Annotated in this window: 17 protein-coding genes; 10 read left to right on the forward strand and 7 right to left on the reverse strand. The window is 71.5% G+C overall.

What is annotated here, in order from left to right; translation table 11 throughout:
* Window positions 1-35: 35 nt before the first annotated feature.
* On the forward strand, window positions 36-1,274 hold the full coding sequence (locus ACFY1J_RS31440) for a phosphodiester glycosidase family protein (protein ID WP_390710450.1): 1,239 nt from the start codon (window positions 36-38) through the stop codon (window positions 1,272-1,274).
* A gap of 1 nt (window position 1,275) precedes the next feature.
* On the opposite strand, the gene ACFY1J_RS31445 is transcribed toward ACFY1J_RS31440, so the two are convergent.
* The 6 genes from ACFY1J_RS31445 to ACFY1J_RS31470 all read right to left on the reverse strand — a co-directional run bounded on the left by ACFY1J_RS31445 (window position 1,276) and on the right by ACFY1J_RS31470 (window position 6,533).
* A complete protein-coding gene (locus ACFY1J_RS31445; protein WP_316759088.1) occupies window positions 1,276-1,470 on the reverse strand; it encodes a hypothetical protein in 195 nt (64 codons plus the stop codon).
* 132 nt (window positions 1,471-1,602) lie between these two features.
* Complete coding sequence (locus ACFY1J_RS31450) at window positions 1,603-2,466, reverse strand: phosphatidylinositol-specific phospholipase C/glycerophosphodiester phosphodiesterase family protein (RefSeq protein ID WP_390710449.1); 864 nt, start codon at window positions 2,464-2,466, stop codon at window positions 1,603-1,605.
* A 159-nt stretch (window positions 2,467-2,625) separates the two neighbouring features.
* Window positions 2,626-3,708, reverse strand: a complete 1,083-nt coding sequence (locus tag ACFY1J_RS31455; protein WP_390710448.1) for an acyl-CoA dehydrogenase family protein — start codon at window positions 3,706-3,708, stop codon at window positions 2,626-2,628.
* Window positions 3,705-4,886: an acyl-CoA dehydrogenase family protein gene (locus tag ACFY1J_RS31460; RefSeq protein WP_390710447.1), complete on the reverse strand. Its 1,182-nt coding sequence runs from the start codon at window positions 4,884-4,886 to the stop codon at window positions 3,705-3,707. Before ACFY1J_RS31460 ends, ACFY1J_RS31455 begins: the two co-directional genes overlap by 4 nt.
* A complete protein-coding gene (locus ACFY1J_RS31465; RefSeq protein ID WP_390710446.1) occupies window positions 4,883-5,860 on the reverse strand; it encodes an NADPH:quinone oxidoreductase family protein in 978 nt (325 codons plus the stop codon). Before ACFY1J_RS31465 ends, ACFY1J_RS31460 begins: the two co-directional genes overlap by 4 nt.
* Window positions 5,861-5,945: 85 nt before the next feature.
* Window positions 5,946-6,533 carry a helix-turn-helix domain-containing protein gene (locus ACFY1J_RS31470; protein ID WP_390710445.1) on the reverse strand — a complete coding sequence of 196 codons (588 nt, stop codon included), beginning with the start codon at window positions 6,531-6,533 and terminating at the stop codon, window positions 5,946-5,948.
* Between the two features lie 79 nt (window positions 6,534-6,612).
* Here ACFY1J_RS31470 and ACFY1J_RS31475 point away from each other — a divergent pair, with 79 nt between their 5' ends.
* The 9 genes from ACFY1J_RS31475 (at window position 6,613) to ACFY1J_RS31515 (ending at window position 14,703) form a co-directional block, all read left to right on the forward strand.
* On the forward strand, window positions 6,613-7,551 hold the full coding sequence (locus ACFY1J_RS31475) for an NAD(P)/FAD-dependent oxidoreductase (RefSeq protein ID WP_390710444.1): 939 nt from the start codon (window positions 6,613-6,615) through the stop codon (window positions 7,549-7,551).
* A gap of 47 nt (window positions 7,552-7,598) precedes the next feature.
* Entirely contained in the window at window positions 7,599-7,829 is a 231-nt protein-coding gene (locus tag ACFY1J_RS31480) for a hypothetical protein (RefSeq protein WP_390732425.1), read from the forward strand.
* Window positions 7,830-7,858: 29 nt separating this feature from the next.
* Window positions 7,859-9,397, forward strand: coding sequence for an ATP-dependent DNA ligase (locus tag ACFY1J_RS31485; RefSeq protein ID WP_390732426.1), 1,539 nt, complete (start codon window positions 7,859-7,861; stop codon window positions 9,395-9,397).
* A gap of 22 nt (window positions 9,398-9,419) precedes the next feature.
* Window positions 9,420-9,887 (forward strand): NUDIX domain-containing protein, encoded by a 468-nt coding sequence (locus tag ACFY1J_RS31490; RefSeq protein ID WP_390710442.1) that lies wholly within the window; start codon window positions 9,420-9,422, stop codon window positions 9,885-9,887.
* A gap of 72 nt (window positions 9,888-9,959) precedes the next feature.
* Entirely contained in the window at window positions 9,960-11,345 is a 1,386-nt protein-coding gene (locus tag ACFY1J_RS31495; protein ID WP_390710441.1) for an NADP-dependent succinic semialdehyde dehydrogenase, read from the forward strand.
* A 25-nt stretch (window positions 11,346-11,370) separates the two neighbouring features.
* Window positions 11,371-11,604 carry a DUF6213 family protein gene (locus ACFY1J_RS31500; protein WP_316759114.1) on the forward strand — a complete coding sequence of 78 codons (234 nt, stop codon included), beginning with the start codon at window positions 11,371-11,373 and terminating at the stop codon, window positions 11,602-11,604.
* Window positions 11,605-11,830: 226 nt separating this feature from the next.
* Window positions 11,831-12,895 carry a type III polyketide synthase gene (locus tag ACFY1J_RS31505; protein WP_363301445.1) on the forward strand — a complete coding sequence of 355 codons (1,065 nt, stop codon included), beginning with the start codon at window positions 11,831-11,833 and terminating at the stop codon, window positions 12,893-12,895.
* On the forward strand, window positions 12,892-14,106 hold the full coding sequence (locus tag ACFY1J_RS31510; RefSeq protein ID WP_390732427.1) for a cytochrome P450: 1,215 nt from the start codon (window positions 12,892-12,894) through the stop codon (window positions 14,104-14,106). Before ACFY1J_RS31505 ends, ACFY1J_RS31510 begins: the two co-directional genes overlap by 4 nt.
* A gap of 6 nt (window positions 14,107-14,112) precedes the next feature.
* The gene (locus ACFY1J_RS31515) at window positions 14,113-14,703 is read left to right on the forward strand and encodes a cupin domain-containing protein (RefSeq protein ID WP_390710439.1); all 591 of its coding nucleotides are present in this window, start codon (window positions 14,113-14,115) and stop codon (window positions 14,701-14,703) included.
* Between the two features lie 27 nt (window positions 14,704-14,730).
* On the opposite strand, the gene ACFY1J_RS31520 is transcribed toward ACFY1J_RS31515, so the two are convergent.
* Window positions 14,731-15,960 carry an acyl-CoA dehydrogenase family protein gene (locus ACFY1J_RS31520; protein WP_390732428.1) on the reverse strand — a complete coding sequence of 410 codons (1,230 nt, stop codon included), beginning with the start codon at window positions 15,958-15,960 and terminating at the stop codon, window positions 14,731-14,733.
* Window positions 15,961-16,031 lie beyond the last annotated feature (71 nt).

Below are 16,031 nucleotides of genomic sequence, written 5' to 3' on the forward strand. Positions count from 1 at the left end.
GTCCTGGCAGAGTTGACGAGACTTCAGGGGGAGAAGTGACGCGTCGTCACAAGCAGTTGACCGCTGGAAGAACCGTACTGACGGTCCTCACGACGTTCGGTGTGCTGGCCGGTGCGGCCCTGACGGGGGCGTCACCGGCCGACGCCGTTCGGAAGACCGTCCCGATCGCGCAGGGCGTCTCCTACGAGCAGTTCGACATCGCGGCGGCCAAGGGCGTGACCCACGCCCATGTGCTGCTCGTCGACCTGCGCAATACGCATGTGCACCTCGACCTGCTGTACCCGGGCGCGGTGGCCGCCCGCACCCCCGTCTCGAAGCTCGCGAACTCCGCGGGCGCGGTCGGGGGCGTCAACGGCGACTTCTTCAACATCACCGAGACCCAGCACCCCGGAGTCGAGGCGACGGGTGCGAGCGTGGGACCGGCGATCGCGCACGGCCACGTGCTCAAGGCGGCGGTGCCGACCGGACAGCGGTTCGGGCCCTCGCTGCCGCCCGGTACGAACACCAGGGAGGTCTTCGGCGTGGGCGTGGACCGGCGGGCCCGCCTGGACCGGCTCACACTGCTCGGGACCGTCCGCACGGCCGAGGGGCCGCTGCCGATCCGCGGCCTCAACCAGTACGCGCTGCCGGTGGGTTCCGTCGGCGCGTACACCGCACGGTGGGGCAGCGTCTCCCGGATGCGCGCCACCTGCGGCACCGACACCGACCGGGCCGCCGCGTGCAGCAAGGACACCTACGAGGTGACGGTCCGCGGCGGCCAGGTCGTGTCGGCCTCCACCACCCCGGGCAAAGGGCCCATCGGAGCGGGCACCACGGTCCTGGTGGGCCGGGAGGCGGGCGCCCAGCAACTGCGCAAGCTGTCCCTGGGCGAGCGGGTGAGCGTCTCCACCCGGCTGCTGCCGTCCGCGTCCAAGACCCCCTACCGCTTCGCTCTCGGCGGATATCCGGTCCTCCGCGACGGGCAGCCGCTGGCCGGTCTCGACAACGCCACCGCGGCCGTGCGCACCGCCGTGGGCTTCGCGTCCGGCGGACGCCGACTGGTGCTGTTCGCGCTGGACGGGGCGCCCGCCTACCGCAGCGGAATGACGATCGCCGAAGTCGCCGCCCAGATGCGGAAGTTGGGATCGACCGACGCGTTCAGCCTGGACGGCGGCGGGTCCACGACGCTGGTCGCCCGCACACCGGGCGAGAGCACCGCGTCGGTACGCAACCACCCCAGCGGCGGCGCCGAGCGCCCCGTACCGAACGGCATCGGGGTCTTCTCGGCGCCGTGACTCAGGGCCGCAGGCTGCTCACCAGGTCCGCGGTCGCGGTGAGCCCGTTGCTGATGGTGGGCGCCATGCTCGTGCTCGCCAGGTAGAAGCCGAGCAGCATGCAGACCAGAGCGTGGGAGATCTTCAGTGCGCCGTTGCGCATGAAGATCACGGCCAGGATCAGGAGCAGCAGCACCACAGAGATGGAAACGGCCATCGCGAACCTCCTCCGCCACGCCCATTTCGCGGCGTTAGGCCGCAAGTGTGGCGTAGCGGAGGGTTCATCCGGGCGGCTGACGTGTCCTCCGATCGTGTGGTGTCGTCCTGCCGTGGGGGGGTTGGGCGGATGTCAGGCGGTGGGACGGGCGTCCAGGAACGCTTCCAGACCCGCCAGGTCGTCCGTGTTGAAGTAGTCGACGTCCGCGGCGAGGAGCTCCGTCCACAGCGCGTCCCGCGCCGGACCGGCCGCGTCCGGTGTGGCCCAGAACCGGACCCGCTGCCCACGTGCGTGCGCGGCCTTGATGATGCTCCGCAGCTTCTGGCGCTCGGCGTCCGGGAACGGACCGTCGCCCAGCCAGCTGAAGTTGAGGGTCCAGTTGTCGGAGATCAGCGGGATGAAGGAGGCGGGCGCCGAGGTGCCGAGGTCGGTGAGCCGGCCGTCGTAGAACGCCCGGCGCACGGTCTGGGCCTCCATCGGCACGCGTGCGGCGCGGTCGCCGGAGATCACGGCGGTGACCGGGCCGGGGTGGACGCGTCCGTGCGCGAACGTCGTGAACAGGTGCTTGTAGCGCTGGAGGTGGCGGTCGAGTTCGAGGTAGGTCGACGAGCCCTCGGTCTTGATGTCGATGAGGAGCTGCAGGGGCCTGCGCCAACCCCGGTAGACGGAGCCGTGGTTGGCCTTGACGCGGGCGGCCAGCGGGTCGAGGTAGAGGGATTCGAGGGTGCGGGTCGGATCGAGCTCGGTGGCGTCGTGGGCGACGAGGAGCTGCTCGCCGACGAGGAAGATGTCGGCCTCGACGCTGCCGAATCGGTGGTCGAGGGCATCGAACAGGGGTCGCGGGTGCTCGTAGTCGTTGTGGGCGTGGGCGCGCCACAGCGGACGCGGGCCGTGGTGGCCGCCGCCCGCCCAGGCCTGTGCGGCGGGCAGCGCGAAAGTGCCCGCGAGGGCGGCGCCGAGGGTGGTGAGGGCTCTGCGACGGGTGGTGAGGGCCATGCTCTGCCTCCCTTGTAGGGCCGTATGGGACCGAAGGGAGTATGCGTTCGATCCGTGCCCAAGTAGCCCTTTCCTGCGGGGAGTTGTCCGGACCGCCGTCCTCTGTTCACTTGCGCGCGAAGAGGCCCGCCCCAGGTGGGCGGGCCTCTCGTGGTGCGGTCAGGGTGCCTGGAGGTCGACCAGTTCGGCCAGTGCCTCGCGGTGGGCGCCCGCTGTGCCATAGGCGATCGAATCGGCCTTCGCCCGCTTGAGGTAGAGGTGGATCGGGTGCTCCCAGGTCATGCCGATACCGGCGTGGAGCTGGAGCGCCTCCTCGGCGGCGTGCACGGCGACGCTGGACGCATAGGCCTGGGCGACGGCGACCGAGACCTCCGCGTCCTCGCCGGTGGAGAGCGCGTCGGCGGACTTCCGCGCGGCGGCCCGGAGGTTGACCACCTCCAGCCACAGCTGGGCCAGCCGGTGCTTGAGCGCCTGGAAGCCGCCGACCTGCCGGTTGAACTGCTTGCGCTCCTTCAGATACCGGACCGTCTCGGTCAGCGCCCAGTCCGCGACGCCGAGTTGCTCGGAGGCCAGCAGCCCGGCCCCGGCCCGCAGAGCCCGTCGTACGGCCGGTTCCGCATCGCCCAGGCGGCGTCCGGCGGCCCCGTCGAGGGTGACGGTGGCCACCGGCCGGGTCAGGTCCAGGGAGGTCTGCGGGGTGACCGTGACGGCGTCCGCGCCGACCGCGTAAAGGCCGCCGTCGGCAGCCGGGACCAGCAGGACGTCGGCCGCGGCCGCGTCCGCGATCCCGGTCAGCTCGCCGTGCAGCCGGCCGTCCTCGACGCGTACGGTCCTGACCGCGGCGCCCGGCGCGGTGTGCAGGGCGACGGCAAGGACGCCGATGGTCCGGCCCGAGGCGAGCCGGCCGAGCAGGTCCTCGTCCCCGCAGGCCAGCAAGGCCTCGGTGGCCACGACCGCGCTGGTGAGGTAGGGCACGGGGGCCACGGCGCGGCCCAACTCCTCCAGGACCACGGCGGCTTCGCGATGCGAGGCGCCCTGGCCGCCCTGTGCCTCCGGAACCAGGAGTCCGGCCAGGCCCATGCCTTCGGCGAGTGCCTTCCACAGGGCGAGGTCGTGCGGGGCGTCCGACTCGGTGCGGGTGATGACACCCGCCGCGTCGCAGTGGTCCGTGAGCAGGTCGCGGACGGCGGCGCGCAGCGCCTCTTCCTCCTCGGAGTAGAGAAGATCCGGCTGTGTGCTCATCGGGCGAGGTCCTTCCAGGCGACGTCCTTGTCGGTGCGCGGCTCGGCGGGCAGGCCCAGGACGCGCTCGGCGACGATGTTCAGCAGGACCTCGCTGGTCCCGCCCTCGATGCTGTTGCCCTTGGCGCGCAGATAGCGGTAGCCGGCGTCGCGGCCGACGAAGTCCACCAGTTCGGGGCGGCGCATGGTCCAGTCGTCGTACAGCAGGCCCTCCTCGCCGCCGAGTTCCACCTCCAGGCCGCTGATCTCCTGGTTGAGGCGGGCGAAGGCGAGCTTCATGCCGGCGCCCTCGGGGCCGGGCTGTCCTACGGCGAGCTGCTGGCGCAGGCGTTCACCGGTGAGCCGGACGACCTCGGCCTCGACCCACACCTTGAGCAGGCGCTGGTGCAGGTCGTGGGTGCGCAGCTCGGGGCGTTCGCGCCAGGACTTGGAGATCGGGCCGATCATGCCGCCCTCGCGGGGCAGCCGCATGCCGCCGATCGCGACGCGCTCGTTGTTCAGGGTGGTCTGCGCGACCCGCCAGCCGTCGCCGACGTCGCCGAGGCGGCGGGAGTCGGGAATGCGAACGTCCGTGAGGAAGACCTCGTTGAACTCGGCCTCGCCGGTGATCTGCCGCAGCGGCCGCACCTCGACGCCCGGGTCGGTCATGTCGCAGATGAAGTAGGTGATGCCCGCGTGCTTGGGCACGTCCGGGTCGGTGCGGGCGATCAGGATGGCCCAGCGGGCGATGTGGGCGCTGGAGGTCCACACCTTCTGCCCGTTGACCACCCAGTCCTCGCCCTCGCGCACGGCACGGGTGCCGAGCGCGGCCAGGTCGGAGCCGGCGCCCGGCTCGCTGAACAGCTGGCACCAGACCTCCTCGCCCGTCCACAGGGGCCCGAGGTACCGCCGCTTCTGCTCCTCGGTGCCGTAGCGCAGGATCGTCGGCGCCGCCATGCCGAGGCCGATGCCGATGCGCCGCGGGTCGTTGTCGGGGGCGCCCGCGGCCTCCAGCTCCGCGTCCACCACGGCCTGGAGAGTGCGCGGGGCACCGAGGCCGCCGAGGCCCTCGGGGTAGTGCACCCAGGCGAGCCCCGCGTCGAAGCGGGCCCTCAGGAAGTCCAGGCGGTCGGTGGTCGCGGGCGGGTGTGCGGCCAGCAACTCCGCCGTGCGGCGCTTGAGTTCGACTGCGTCGGTCATGCGGCGGCTCCGTTCTCCAGCGACGGTACGACGGCGACCCGGCCGGTGGTGACACCGTCGGCGACCCGCTGCACGGCGGCCGCGGCCCCGTCCAGCGGCACGCGCTCGCTCACCAGCGGCCTGATCGCGCCCCGGGCGGCCAGCTCGGTGAGCTGCTCGTGACAGTGCTGGACCAGCTTCGGGTTCTTGGTGTTGTACAGGCCCCAGTGCAGGCCGAGGATCGAGTAGTTCTTCACCAGGGCGTGGTTGAGCCCCGGGCTGGGGATGGTGCCGCTCGCGAAACCCACGACCACGATCCTGCCCTCGAAGGCGACGACCTTGGTGGACTGTGTGTAGGCCTCGCCGCCGACCGGGTCATAGATCACATCGGCGCCGCGGCCCCCGGTGGCCTCCTTCACCGCGGCGACGACGTCCTCGCCGCGCCGGTCGATCACCACGTCGCAGCCCAGGTCACGAGCGACGGCGGCCTTGTCGGGGCCGCCCACGACACCGATGACCTTGGCGCCGGCCGCCTTGCCGAGCTGCACGGCCGCGCTGCCGACCCCGCCCGCGGCGGCGTGGACGAGCAGCGTCTCGCCGGCCTCCAGACCGGCCCGGCGGTGCAGGCCGAACCAGCCCGTCTGGTAGCCGATGTGCAGCGCGGCGGCCTCCGCGTCGTCGAGGGAGTCGGGTGCCGGCAGCACCGCGGCGGCGTCGGCGACGGCGTACTCGGCGAAACCGCCGTACGGCAGCGCCGGGTTGGCGAGCACCCGGCGGCCGTCCTCGGTCTCACCGCAGATCTCCACCCCGGGAGTGAACGGGAGCGGTGGCCGCACCTGGTAGTGGCCGCGGCACATCAGCACGTCCGGGAAGTTGATGTTGGCGGCACGCACCTTCAGCAGGACCTGGCCGTCGGTGGGTGTGGGCCGCTCCACCTCCTGGAGCCGCATCACCTCGCTCGGCTCGCCGTTCTCGTGCACTTGCCATGCCTGCATGCGGTGCCTCCACGGGACTGCTTCGTCTGACCGGGGTCGATCGCATACTAAGCGGTCGCTTGCCATCAGGGAACAGTCTCGCGTGTCACGTGCCTTCGCGTCGAGGGCGCGAGGGGCGTGCCCGTACGTGCATCCGCTCGCCCTGCGCTCCGAACAGGCTCAGGAATTCCGCCGGTCCCTCCCCCGTCGAGCCGAACCAGTGCGGCACCCGCGTGTCGAACTCCGCGGCCTCCCCCGCGGTGAGCACCACGTCGTGCTCCCCCAGCACCAGCCGCAGCCGGCCGGACAGGACGTACAGCCACTCGTAGCCCTCATGGGTCCGCGGATCGGGTTCCATCACCCGCTGCGGCTCCAGCACCTTGAACGCCTGGAGCCCGCCCGGCTGCCGGGTGAGCGGCCAGTGGGTGCGTCCGTGTCGCACGATCGGCTTGCCCCGCACCCGGGGATCGCCGACCGGCGGGGCGCCCACCAGTTCGTCCAGCGGCACCTGATGGGCCTGCGCGATCGGCAGCAGCAGCTCCAGGCTGGGTTTGCGCAGGCCGGACTCCAGCCGCGAGAGGGTGCTGACGGAGATGCCGGTCGCCTCGGACAGCGCCGCGAGGGTCACCTCCCGCTCCTTGCGGATCCGCCGCAGCCGGGGGCCCACGCCCGCGAGAACGTCGTCGGTGGTCATGTCCGTATTGCAGTTTCGGCAAACAAGTTTGTCAATCCGACAGGGGGCGCGCGACCGTCGGCCGCGGAGGTGGTCATCCATGACCGAGAACACCGATCACTACGAGGTCGTCGTCGTCGGAGGCGGCGCGGCCGGGCTGTCCGCCGCGCTCGTCCTGGGCCGCGCCCGGCGCCGCACGCTGGTCGTCGACGCGGGCGAGCCGCGCAACGCGCCCGCCGCGCACATGCAGGGTTATCTCTCGCGGGACGGCATGTCACCGGCCGAGTTCCTCGCCGTGGGACGCGAGGAGATCGCGCGGTACGGCGTGGAGCTGGTCCGGGACCGGGCGGTGGACGTCCGACGGGACGGGGACTTCACGGTGGTCCTGGCGAGCGGGCGCGACGTCCGGGCGCGGCAACTGGTCGTCGCGACCGGGCTGAAGGACGAGCTGCCGCCGGTCGCGGGCCTGGCCGAGCGATTCGGCCGGGATGTGCTGCACTGCCCGTACTGCCACGGCTGGGAGGTGCGCGACCGCGCGTTCGGGGTGCTCGCCTCGACCCCGCTGAGCGTGCACCAGGCGCTGATGGTGACCCAGTGGTCCAAGGACGTGACCCTCTTCCTGCACCGGGTCGCCGAGTCGGAGCTCGCCGACGACGACCTGCGCCGGCTGGCGGCGGCCGGGGTCAGCGTGGTGCCGGGCGAAGTGGCGCAGGTGACGGCCGAAGAGGACCGGCTCACCGGGGTCCGGCTCACGGACGGCACGGTGCACTCCCGCGAGGTGCTGTTCGTGGCGCCGCGTGCCGTACCGCGGACGGATCTCCTGGCCCGGCTGGGCGCCGAGATGCGCGAGACGCCCTTCGGCACGTACCCGGTGATCGACGAGCGCGGTCTGACGACCGTTCCCGGGCTGTGGGCGGCGGGCAACGCGAGCGGCTTCGCCGAGCAGGTGGTGAACGCGGCCAGCCGCGGCTACCGGGCCGGGGCGGCGATCAACGGGGAACTGCTCTTCGCCGACCTCGACGCGTCCCTACGGGTGTAGTCACCGCTCTGTGGGCGGCGGGCAACGCGAGCGGCTTCGCCGAGCAGGTGGACAACGCGGCCGACCGCGACTACCAGGCCGGGGCAGCCACCAACGGGACTGCTCTTCCCCGACCTCGACGCGTCCCTACGGGTGTAGTCACCGCTCTGTGGGCGGCGGGCAACGCCGGCGGCTTCGCCGAGCAGGTGGACAACGCGGCCGGCCGCGGCTACCGGGCCGGCGCGGCCATCAACGGGGAACTGCTCCTCGCCGACCTCGACGCGACCCTACGGGTGTAGTCCCGGCGCCCGCGTTGCACCATGGCTGCATGCTGCTGACCCGGCTCGCCCAAGTGTCCCGGGAGGTCGCCGCCACCGCGGCACGGTCCCGGAAGACCGCCCTGCTCGCGGAGCTGTTCCGGGACGCGGAGGCGGACGACGTGCCGATCGTCATCCCGTATCTGGCGGGACGGCTCCCGCAGGGGCGGCTCGGCATCGGCTGGAAGGTGCTGAGCCGGAAGGTACCGCCGGCCGCGCAGCCCTCGCTCACCGTGCGCGAGGTCGACGCCCGGCTCACCGAGCTCGGCAAGGTCTCCGGGCCCGGCTCCCAGGCGGAACGGGCCCGGCTGGTCGGCGAGTTGATGGGGGCGGCCACCGAGGACGAGCAGCGCTTCCTGTTCGGGCTGATCACCGGCGAGGTGCGCCAGGGCGCCCTGGACGCCGTGGCCGTGGAGGGGCTGGCCGCGGCGACGGGCGCCGATGCGGCAGACGTACGCCGGGCGGTGATGCTCGCCGGTTCGCTCCAGACCGTGGCCGGGGCCCTGCTGGCGGACGGCCCGGCGGCCCTCGACGGGTTCCGACTCACGGTCGGCCGCCCGGTCCTGCCGATGCTGGCGCAGACCGCCTCCTCGGTGGCGGAGGCGGTCGGCAAGCTGGGCGCGTGCGCGGTGGAGGAGAAGCTGGACGGCATCCGTGTCCAGGTCCACCGGGACGGCGACACGGTACGGGTCCACACCCGCACCCTCGACGACATCACCGACCGCCTGCCCGAGGTGACCTCCGCGGCACTGGAGCTGGCGGGCGACCGGTTCGTCCTGGACGGCGAGGTGCTCTCCTTCGGCACGGACGGGCGGCCCCGATCCTTCCAGGAGACCGCGGGGCGGGTCGGCTCCCGCATGGACGTGGCGAGGGCCGCCGAGGAGGTCCCCGTCTCCCCCGTCTTCTTCGACGTCCTCGCGGTCGACGGCCGCGATCTGCTCGACCTGCCGTTCGCACAGCGGCACGCGGAGCTGGCCCGGCTGGTGCCCGAGCCGATGCGGGTGCGGCGGACCGTGGTGTCCGGCCCGCAGGACGTGACCGGGGCGGAGGAGTTCCTGGCCGAGACGCTCGGGCGCGGCCACGAGGGAGTCGTGGTCAAGGCTCTGGACGCCCCCTACAGCGCGGGGCGGCGCGGCGCCTCCTGGCTGAAGGTCAAGCCGGTGCACACCCTCGACCTGGTCGTCCTGGCCGCCGAGTGGGGCCACGGGCGCCGCACGGGCAAGCTGTCCAACCTCCATCTGGGCGCCCGCACCCCGGACGGCACCTTCGCCATGCTCGGCAAGACCTTCAAGGGCATGACGGACGCCATGCTCACCTGGCAGACCGAGCGTCTCCAGGGGCTGGCGGTCCAGGACGACGGCTGGGTGGTGACCGTACGCCCCGCACTCGTCGTCGAGATCGCCTACGACGGTCTCCAGCGCTCCTCCCGCTACCCGGCCGGGGTCACCCTCCGCTTCGCCCGGGTGGTCCGATACCGCGAGGACAAGCGACCGCAGGACGCGGACACGGTCGAAACGCTGCTGGCCGCGCACCCGGAGATGAAGGCTTGAGAGAGAAACCGGAGGTGAGGGCTTGAAAGAGAAGCGGAGCGCCGGTCTGCTCCTGTTCCGGCACACCGGCAACGGCCTGGAGGTGTTGCTCGGCCACATGGGCGGCCCCTACTTCGCCAAGAAGGAGGCCGGGGCGTGGACCGTCCCCAAGGGCGAGTACGAACCCGACGAGTCCGCCTGGGACGCGGCTCGCCGTGAGTTCCAGGAGGAGCTGGGCCTGCCGCCGCCCGACGGAGAGGCCGTGCCGCTGGGCGAGGTCAGGCAGACCAACGGCAAGATCGTCACGGCGTGGGCGGTCGAGGCCGACCTGGCCCCGGAGTCGATCGAGCCCGGCACCTTCACGATGGAGTGGCCGCCGAGGTCGGGGCGGGTCCAGGAGTTCCCCGAACTGGACCGGGTGGAGTGGTTCGGTCTGGACCGCGCCCGGGGGGTGATCGTCACGGCGCAGGCCGCGTTCCTGGACCGGCTGGCGGAGCACTCGGCCGAGTAGGCGACGCACGCGTTGCGGTCGTCACCGACGCGCGGGAAGGTCGAATCAAGCCCGCTCCCAGGGAGGTCAGCCATGCCCATCGCGACGGTCAACCCGGCGAACGGCGAGACGCTCAAGACGTACGAGGCCATGGGCGAGGAGGAGATCGAGCGCCGGCTCCAGCTCGCCGAGGCGACGTTCCGCACGTACCGGACGAGCCGCTTCGTGGACCGTGGGCGCCTTCTCCTCCAGGCCGCCAATCTCCTGGACGAGGACCAGCGGGACATCGGCCGGATCATGACCACCGAGATGGGCAAGCCGGTCACACAGGCCCGGGCGGAGGCCGCCAAGTGCGCCAGGGCGATGCGCTGGTACGCGGAGCACGCCGAGGCGCTGCTCGCCGACGAGAAGCCCGCCGATGCCGATGTGACGGACTCCGGGGCGTCCCGGGTGCGGGTGCGCTACCGGCCGCTCGGGCCGGTGCTCGCCGTGATGCCGTGGAACTTCCCGCTGTGGCAGGTGATCCGCTTCGCCGCCCCGGCCCTGATGGCCGGCAACGTGGGTCTGCTCAAGCACGCCTCCAACGTCCCGCAGACCGCCCTGTATCTGGAGGACCTCTTCCACCGGGCCGGCTTCACCGAGGGCTGCTTCCAGACCCTGCTGATCGGCTCCGGCGCGGTCGACGGCATCCTGCGCGACGAGCGCGTCAGGGCGGCGACCCTCACCGGCAGCGAACCGGCGGGGCGGGCGGTCGCGTCCACAGCCGGGGACATGGTCAAGAAGACGGTGCTGGAGCTGGGCGGCAGCGACCCGTTCGTCGTCATGCCCTCCGCCGACATCGACCGGGCGGCCCAGGTCGCGGTGACCGCCCGGGTCCAGAACAACGGGCAGTCCTGCATCGCCGCCAAGCGGTTCATCGTCCACACGGACGTGTACGACGCCTTCGCGGAGCGGTTCGTCGCGGGCATGAAGGCGCTCAAGGTCGGCGACCCGCTGCAGGAGGACACCGAGGTCGGACCGCTCGCCAGCGAGCAGGGGCGGGCCGACCTGGAGGAACTGGTCGACGACGCGAAGCGCAGCGGGGCGGCCGTGCTGTGCGGCGGGCAGCGCCCTAACTGGCCCGGCTGGTACTACCCGCCGACCGTCCTCGCCGGGATCACCCGCGAGATGCGGATCCACCGCGAAGAGGCGTTCGGGCCGGTCGCCACGCTGTACCGGGCCGGCGACCTGGACGAGGCCGTGCTGATCGCCAACGACTCCCCGTTCGGCCTGAGTTCGAATGTGTGGACGCGTGACGAGGCCGAGACGGAGCGGTTCGCACGGGATCTGGAGGCGGGTGCCGTGTATGTGAACGGGATGACCGCGTCGCATCCGGCGTTTCCGTTCGGCGGGGTCAAGCGGTCCGGGTACGGGCGTGAGCTGTCCGGGCACGGGATCCGCGAGTTCTGCAACATCACCACTGTTTGGCAGGGTGCGTGACGTTTCCACGGCTACGATCCCGTCTGTGAACCGCGAAGTGACTCTGCCTCTGATCGTCGACGACCGCGGTACCTTGCAGGTGGCCGCGGCCGACGTGAGCAAGCTGCTCCGCACCGTGGGCGGAAGGTGGCTGCACCTCGTCGAGGCCGGGCAGGAAGGGCTGGACGAGAACACCGTTGCCGCGCTGACCATCGAGCTCGCGAAGCTCGCCGACCGTATCGACGTGGCGTGCATCGCGCACAGCAGTGGGGCGCCGTAGGGGTTCTGTCCGGTGCGGGGGTGCGGGTTCACCGTGGCCGGTCGCGCCGCCGGCGATCAGCGGGAGAGACCGGTCGGGTGACCCGGAGTTCTCAGGCGCCCCTTACCCGTTGTCCCCGATTCGGAGTAATCCGGCGCGAGATCGTCGCCCCGTCGGGTGAACCTGGGTGGACCACCTTCTGACCGGCGGGCGAAGGCCTGCCGGAAGGCGAAAGCAGGGACGGCTCATGGCTACTTTGTGCAGACCCTCGGTGTCCGTACCAGAACACGTGATCACGATGGAGGACACGCTGGACCTGGCGCGCGAGCGTCATCCGGACCACCCCCAGCTCCCGCTGGCCCTCCGGCTGATCGAGAACACTGGCGTCCGCACCCGGCACATCGTCCAGCCGATCGAGGAGACCCTGAAGCATCCCGGCTTCCAGGAGCGCAACAAGGTGTACGAGAGCGAGGCGAAGGCCCGGGTCCCCGCGGTCATCCAGCGGGCGCTCGACGACGCCGAACTCCTGACCTCTGACATCGATGTCATCATCTACGTGTCGTGCACGGGCTTCATGATGCCCTCGCTGACCGCGTGGCTGATCAACGAGATGGACTTCCCGAGCACCACCCGGCAGCTGCCGATAGCCCAGCTGGGCTGCGCGGCGGGCGGTGCGGCCATCAACCGGGCGCACGACTTCTGCACGGCCTACCCCGAGGCCAACGCACTCATCGTGGCCTGCGAGTTCTGCTCGCTGTGCTACCAGCCCACCGACCTCGGCGTCGGCTCGCTGCTCTCCAACGGTCTGTTCGGCGACGGCATCGCCGCGGCCGTGGTGCGCGGCAGCGGCGGCACGGGCGTCCGGCTGGAGCGCAACGGCTCGTACCTGATCCCCAAGACCGAGGACTGGATCATGTACGACGTCCGGGCCACCGGGTTCCACTTCCTGCTGGACAAGCGGGTGCCCACCACCATGGAGCCGCTCGCCCCGGCGCTCCAGGACCTGGCGGGCGAGCACGGCTGGGACGCGTCCGACCTGGACTTCTACATCATCCACGCGGGCGGGCCCCGAATACTCGACGACCTCAGCAAGTTCCTGCAGGTCGACCCCCACGCGTTCCGGTTCAGCCGGGCCACGCTCACCGAGTACGGCAACATCGCCAGCGCCGTCGTGCTGGACGCGCTGCGCCGGCTGTTCGACGAGGGCGGCGCCGACGAGCGGGCGCGCGGACTGCTCGCCGGGTTCGGCCCCGGCATCACCGCCGAGATGACCGTGGGCCGCTGGGTCGGCACGGACGAAGAGACGCGATGATCGACGAGATGCTCACCGAGGTCCCGCCGCCGGTCCGGCCCTGGCCGGCGGCCGACCTGGCCGGGGTGAAGTTCGATCCGGTGCTGACCGAGCTGATGCACGAGGGCCCGGTCAGCCGCATCGAACTGCCCAACGGCGAGGGCTGGGCCTGGCTGCTCACCCGCTACGACGACGTGCGCACGGTGACCAACGACCCCCGGTTCAGCCGCGAGGCGGTCATGGACCACCCGGTCACCCGGCTCGCCCCGCACTTCATCCCGACCCGTGGCGCGGTCGGCTTCCTGGATCCGCCGGACCACACCCGGCTGCGCCGCGCGGTCGCGCCCGCGTTCACCGCGAAGGGTGTGGCACGGCTCCGCGAGAAGTCCCAGGTATTGCTGGACGAACTGGTGGACGAGCTCCTCCAGGACGGACCGCCCGCCGACCTCACCAGCGCGGTGCTCAGTCCCTTCCCCGTCGCGGTGATCTGCGAGCTGATGGGCGTCCCGGCGGCCGACCGGCACAGCATGCACACCTGGACCCGGCTCATCCTGTCCTCCTCGCAGGGCAAGCAGGTCAGCGAGAGGGCCAGGAACGAGATGAGCGCCTACTTCCGCGGACTCGTCCACCGGCGCGAGAACAGTTCGGGCGAGGACGTCACCTCACTGCTCGGCTCCGCCGTGGGCCGTGGCGAGGTGACGCCGGAGGAGGCCACGGGGCTCGCGGTGCTGCTGCAGATCGGCGGCGAGGCGGTCACCGACAACAGCGGGCAGCTGTTCTACCTCCTGATGATCCGGCCCGATCTCGTGGCACAGCTGCGCACCCGGCCGGAGATCAGGCCGAAGGCCATCGACGAACTGCTGCGGTACATCCCGCACCGCAACGCGGTCGGGCTGTCCCGGATCGCCACGCAGGACGTGGAGATCAGGGGCGTGCGGATCCAGGCGGGCGACCCGGTGTACGTCTCCTACCTGGCCGCCAACCGCGACCCGGAGGTCTTCCCGGACCCGGAGACGATCGACTTCTCCCGCAGCCCCAACCCGCATCTGACGTTCGGCTTCGGCCCGCACTACTGCCCCGGTGCCCAGCTCGCCCGGCTGGAGTCCGAGCTGCTGGTCGACACGCTGCTGGACCGGGTGCCCGGGCTGCGGCCGGCCGTACCGCCCGACCAGGTGCCCTTCAAGAAGGGCGCGTTGATCCGTGGGCCCGAGGCCCTTCCCGTGACGTGGTGATTGGCGATGACGACGACCGAAGGACTGGCGGTACCCGAAGGACCCGCGACCCGGGCGGACGCGCAGCCCCAGCAGACGGCGCAGTCCGAGGGGCTGCTCGTGCCCCCGGGTCACGGCCGCGTCGTGCACACGCCCGCCCAGCGCGTGACGTTCAAGGTGACCGGCACGCACTCGCGGACGGCCTCCACCTTCGAGGTGGAGGTCCCGCCCGGCTTCGATGTCGGCGCCCATGTGCACACGCGCAGCGAGGAGTTGTTCTACGTGCTGGACGGTGAGCTCGATGTGCTCGCCTTCGAGCCGCGCATCCGTACACCCGACAACTGGCAGAAGTGGGAGTCGAGTTCGGGCAACCGCGTGGTCCGGGCCACCCCCGGCACGCTCATCGTCGTACCCCCCGGCTGCCCCCATGCCTTCGCCAACCCGACGGACACCGCGGCGAAGGTGTTCTTCCAGGCGTCCCCGCCCCCGGATCACGAGCGCTACTTCGAGGAGCTGCTGGAGATCCTGGGGAGCGGGGGGCCACCGGACCACGAGGCGATCGAGGATTTGCGCAGGCGCTACGACATCGAGCAGCTCACGCCGCTGAAGCACCGGTGATCGCCGCCGCGGCGCCGCTGATCGCCGCTAGCGGATCGGCATCCCCGACAAGGTACGGGCGATCACCAGCCGCTGGATCTCACTCGTCCCCTCGAAGATCGTGTAGATCGCGGCGTCCCGGTGCATCCGCTCGACCGGATACTCCCGCGTGTACCCGTTGCCGCCCAGGATCTGAATCGCCTGGGCGGTGACCTTCTTCGCGGTCTCGCTGGCGAACAGCTTGGACATCGAGCCCTCGGCCGCGGTGAACGGCTTTCCGTTGACCGCCATCCAGGAGGCACGCCACACGAGAAGACGCGCGGCGTCGATCTGCGTGCGCATGTCCGCGAGCTGGAAGGCGACACCCTGGTTGTCGATGACCGGCCGTCCGAACTGCTCACGGGTCATGGCGTAGTCGAGGGCCACCTCGTACGCCGCCCGGGCCGTGCCGACGGCCATCGCGCCGACCGCCGGCCGCGAGGCCTCGAACGTGGCCATCGCCGCGTTCTTCACCCGCTCGCCGCCGCCCGCCCTGGCCCTCTCACGGGCCCGCGCGAGCCGCTCGTCCAGCTTCTCCTTGCCGCCGAGCAGGCAGGAGCCGGGCACACGGGCGTTCTCCAGGACGACCTCGGCGGTGTGCGAGGCGCGGATGCCGTGCTTCTTGAACTTCTGGCCCTGGGACAGGCCGGGCGTGTTCGGCGGGATGATGAAGGACGCGTGGCCCTTGGAGCCGAGGTGGGGGTCGACCACGGCGACGACGACGTGGACGTTGGCGATGCCGCCGTTGGTCGCCCAGGTCTTCGTGCCGTTGATCACCCACTCGTCCTTGGCCTCGTCGTACACGGCACGCGTCCGCATGGAGCCCACGTCGGAGCCGGCGTCGGGCTCGGAGGAGCAGAAGGCCGCGACCTTGACGTCATCGGGGTCGCCGTACATCTGGGGGATCCAGGTGCCGATCTGTTCCTCGGTGCCGTTGGCGAGGACGCCCACGGCGGCGAGGCCGGTGCCGACGATCGAGAGCGCGATGCCCGCGTCGCCCCAGAACAGCTCCTCCATCGCCATCGGAATGCCGAGGCCGGTGGGGTCGAAGTACTGCTGGGCGTAGAAGTCGAGGGAGTAGATACCGACCTTGGCGGCCTCCTGGATGACCGGCCAGGGAGTCTCCTCACGCTCGTCCCATTCGGCGGCCGCGGGGCGGATGACGTCGGCGGCGAAACCGTGCAGCCAGTCCCGGACCTCCTTCTGTTCGTCGTTGAGCTCCATGGTGAACTCGGCCATGTCCCCTCCAGCGGCGGTACTTGCATGTTACTAGCGGTAACCTGAGTCTGTTACCGGCGGGTAGGAAAAGT

This window comes from Streptomyces sp. NPDC001406 (assembly GCF_042895285.1).
Taxonomy (GTDB): Bacteria; Actinomycetota; Actinomycetes; order Streptomycetales; family Streptomycetaceae; genus Streptomyces.

Coding starts and splice junctions, on each gene's coding strand:
- ACFY1J_RS31455 (WP_390710448.1), bottom strand. CDS start 3,708: ATGAGCACACAGCCGGATCTTCTCTACTCCGAGGAGGAAGAGGCGCTG.
- ACFY1J_RS31510 (WP_390732427.1), top strand. CDS start 12,892: ATGATCGACGAGATGCTCACCGAGGTCCCGCCGCCGGTCCGGCCCTGG.
- ACFY1J_RS31515 (WP_390710439.1), top strand. CDS start 14,113: ATGACGACGACCGAAGGACTGGCGGTACCCGAAGGACCCGCGACCCGG.
- ACFY1J_RS31460 (WP_390710447.1), bottom strand. CDS start 4,886: ATGACCGACGCAGTCGAACTCAAGCGCCGCACGGCGGAGTTGCTGGCC.
- ACFY1J_RS31475 (WP_390710444.1), top strand. CDS start 6,613: ATGACCGAGAACACCGATCACTACGAGGTCGTCGTCGTCGGAGGCGGC.
- ACFY1J_RS31450 (WP_390710449.1), bottom strand. CDS start 2,466: ATGGCCCTCACCACCCGTCGCAGAGCCCTCACCACCCTCGGCGCCGCC.
- ACFY1J_RS31520 (WP_390732428.1), bottom strand. CDS start 15,960: ATGGCCGAGTTCACCATGGAGCTCAACGACGAACAGAAGGAGGTCCGG.
- ACFY1J_RS31485 (WP_390732426.1), top strand. CDS start 7,859: ATGCTGCTGACCCGGCTCGCCCAAGTGTCCCGGGAGGTCGCCGCCACC.
- ACFY1J_RS31470 (WP_390710445.1), bottom strand. CDS start 6,533: ATGACCACCGACGACGTTCTCGCGGGCGTGGGCCCCCGGCTGCGGCGG.
- ACFY1J_RS31505 (WP_363301445.1), top strand. CDS start 11,831: ATGGCTACTTTGTGCAGACCCTCGGTGTCCGTACCAGAACACGTGATC.
- ACFY1J_RS31445 (WP_316759088.1), bottom strand. CDS start 1,470: ATGGCCGTTTCCATCTCTGTGGTGCTGCTGCTCCTGATCCTGGCCGTG.
- ACFY1J_RS31465 (WP_390710446.1), bottom strand. CDS start 5,860: ATGCAGGCATGGCAAGTGCACGAGAACGGCGAGCCGAGCGAGGTGATG.
- ACFY1J_RS31495 (WP_390710441.1), top strand. CDS start 9,960: ATGCCCATCGCGACGGTCAACCCGGCGAACGGCGAGACGCTCAAGACG.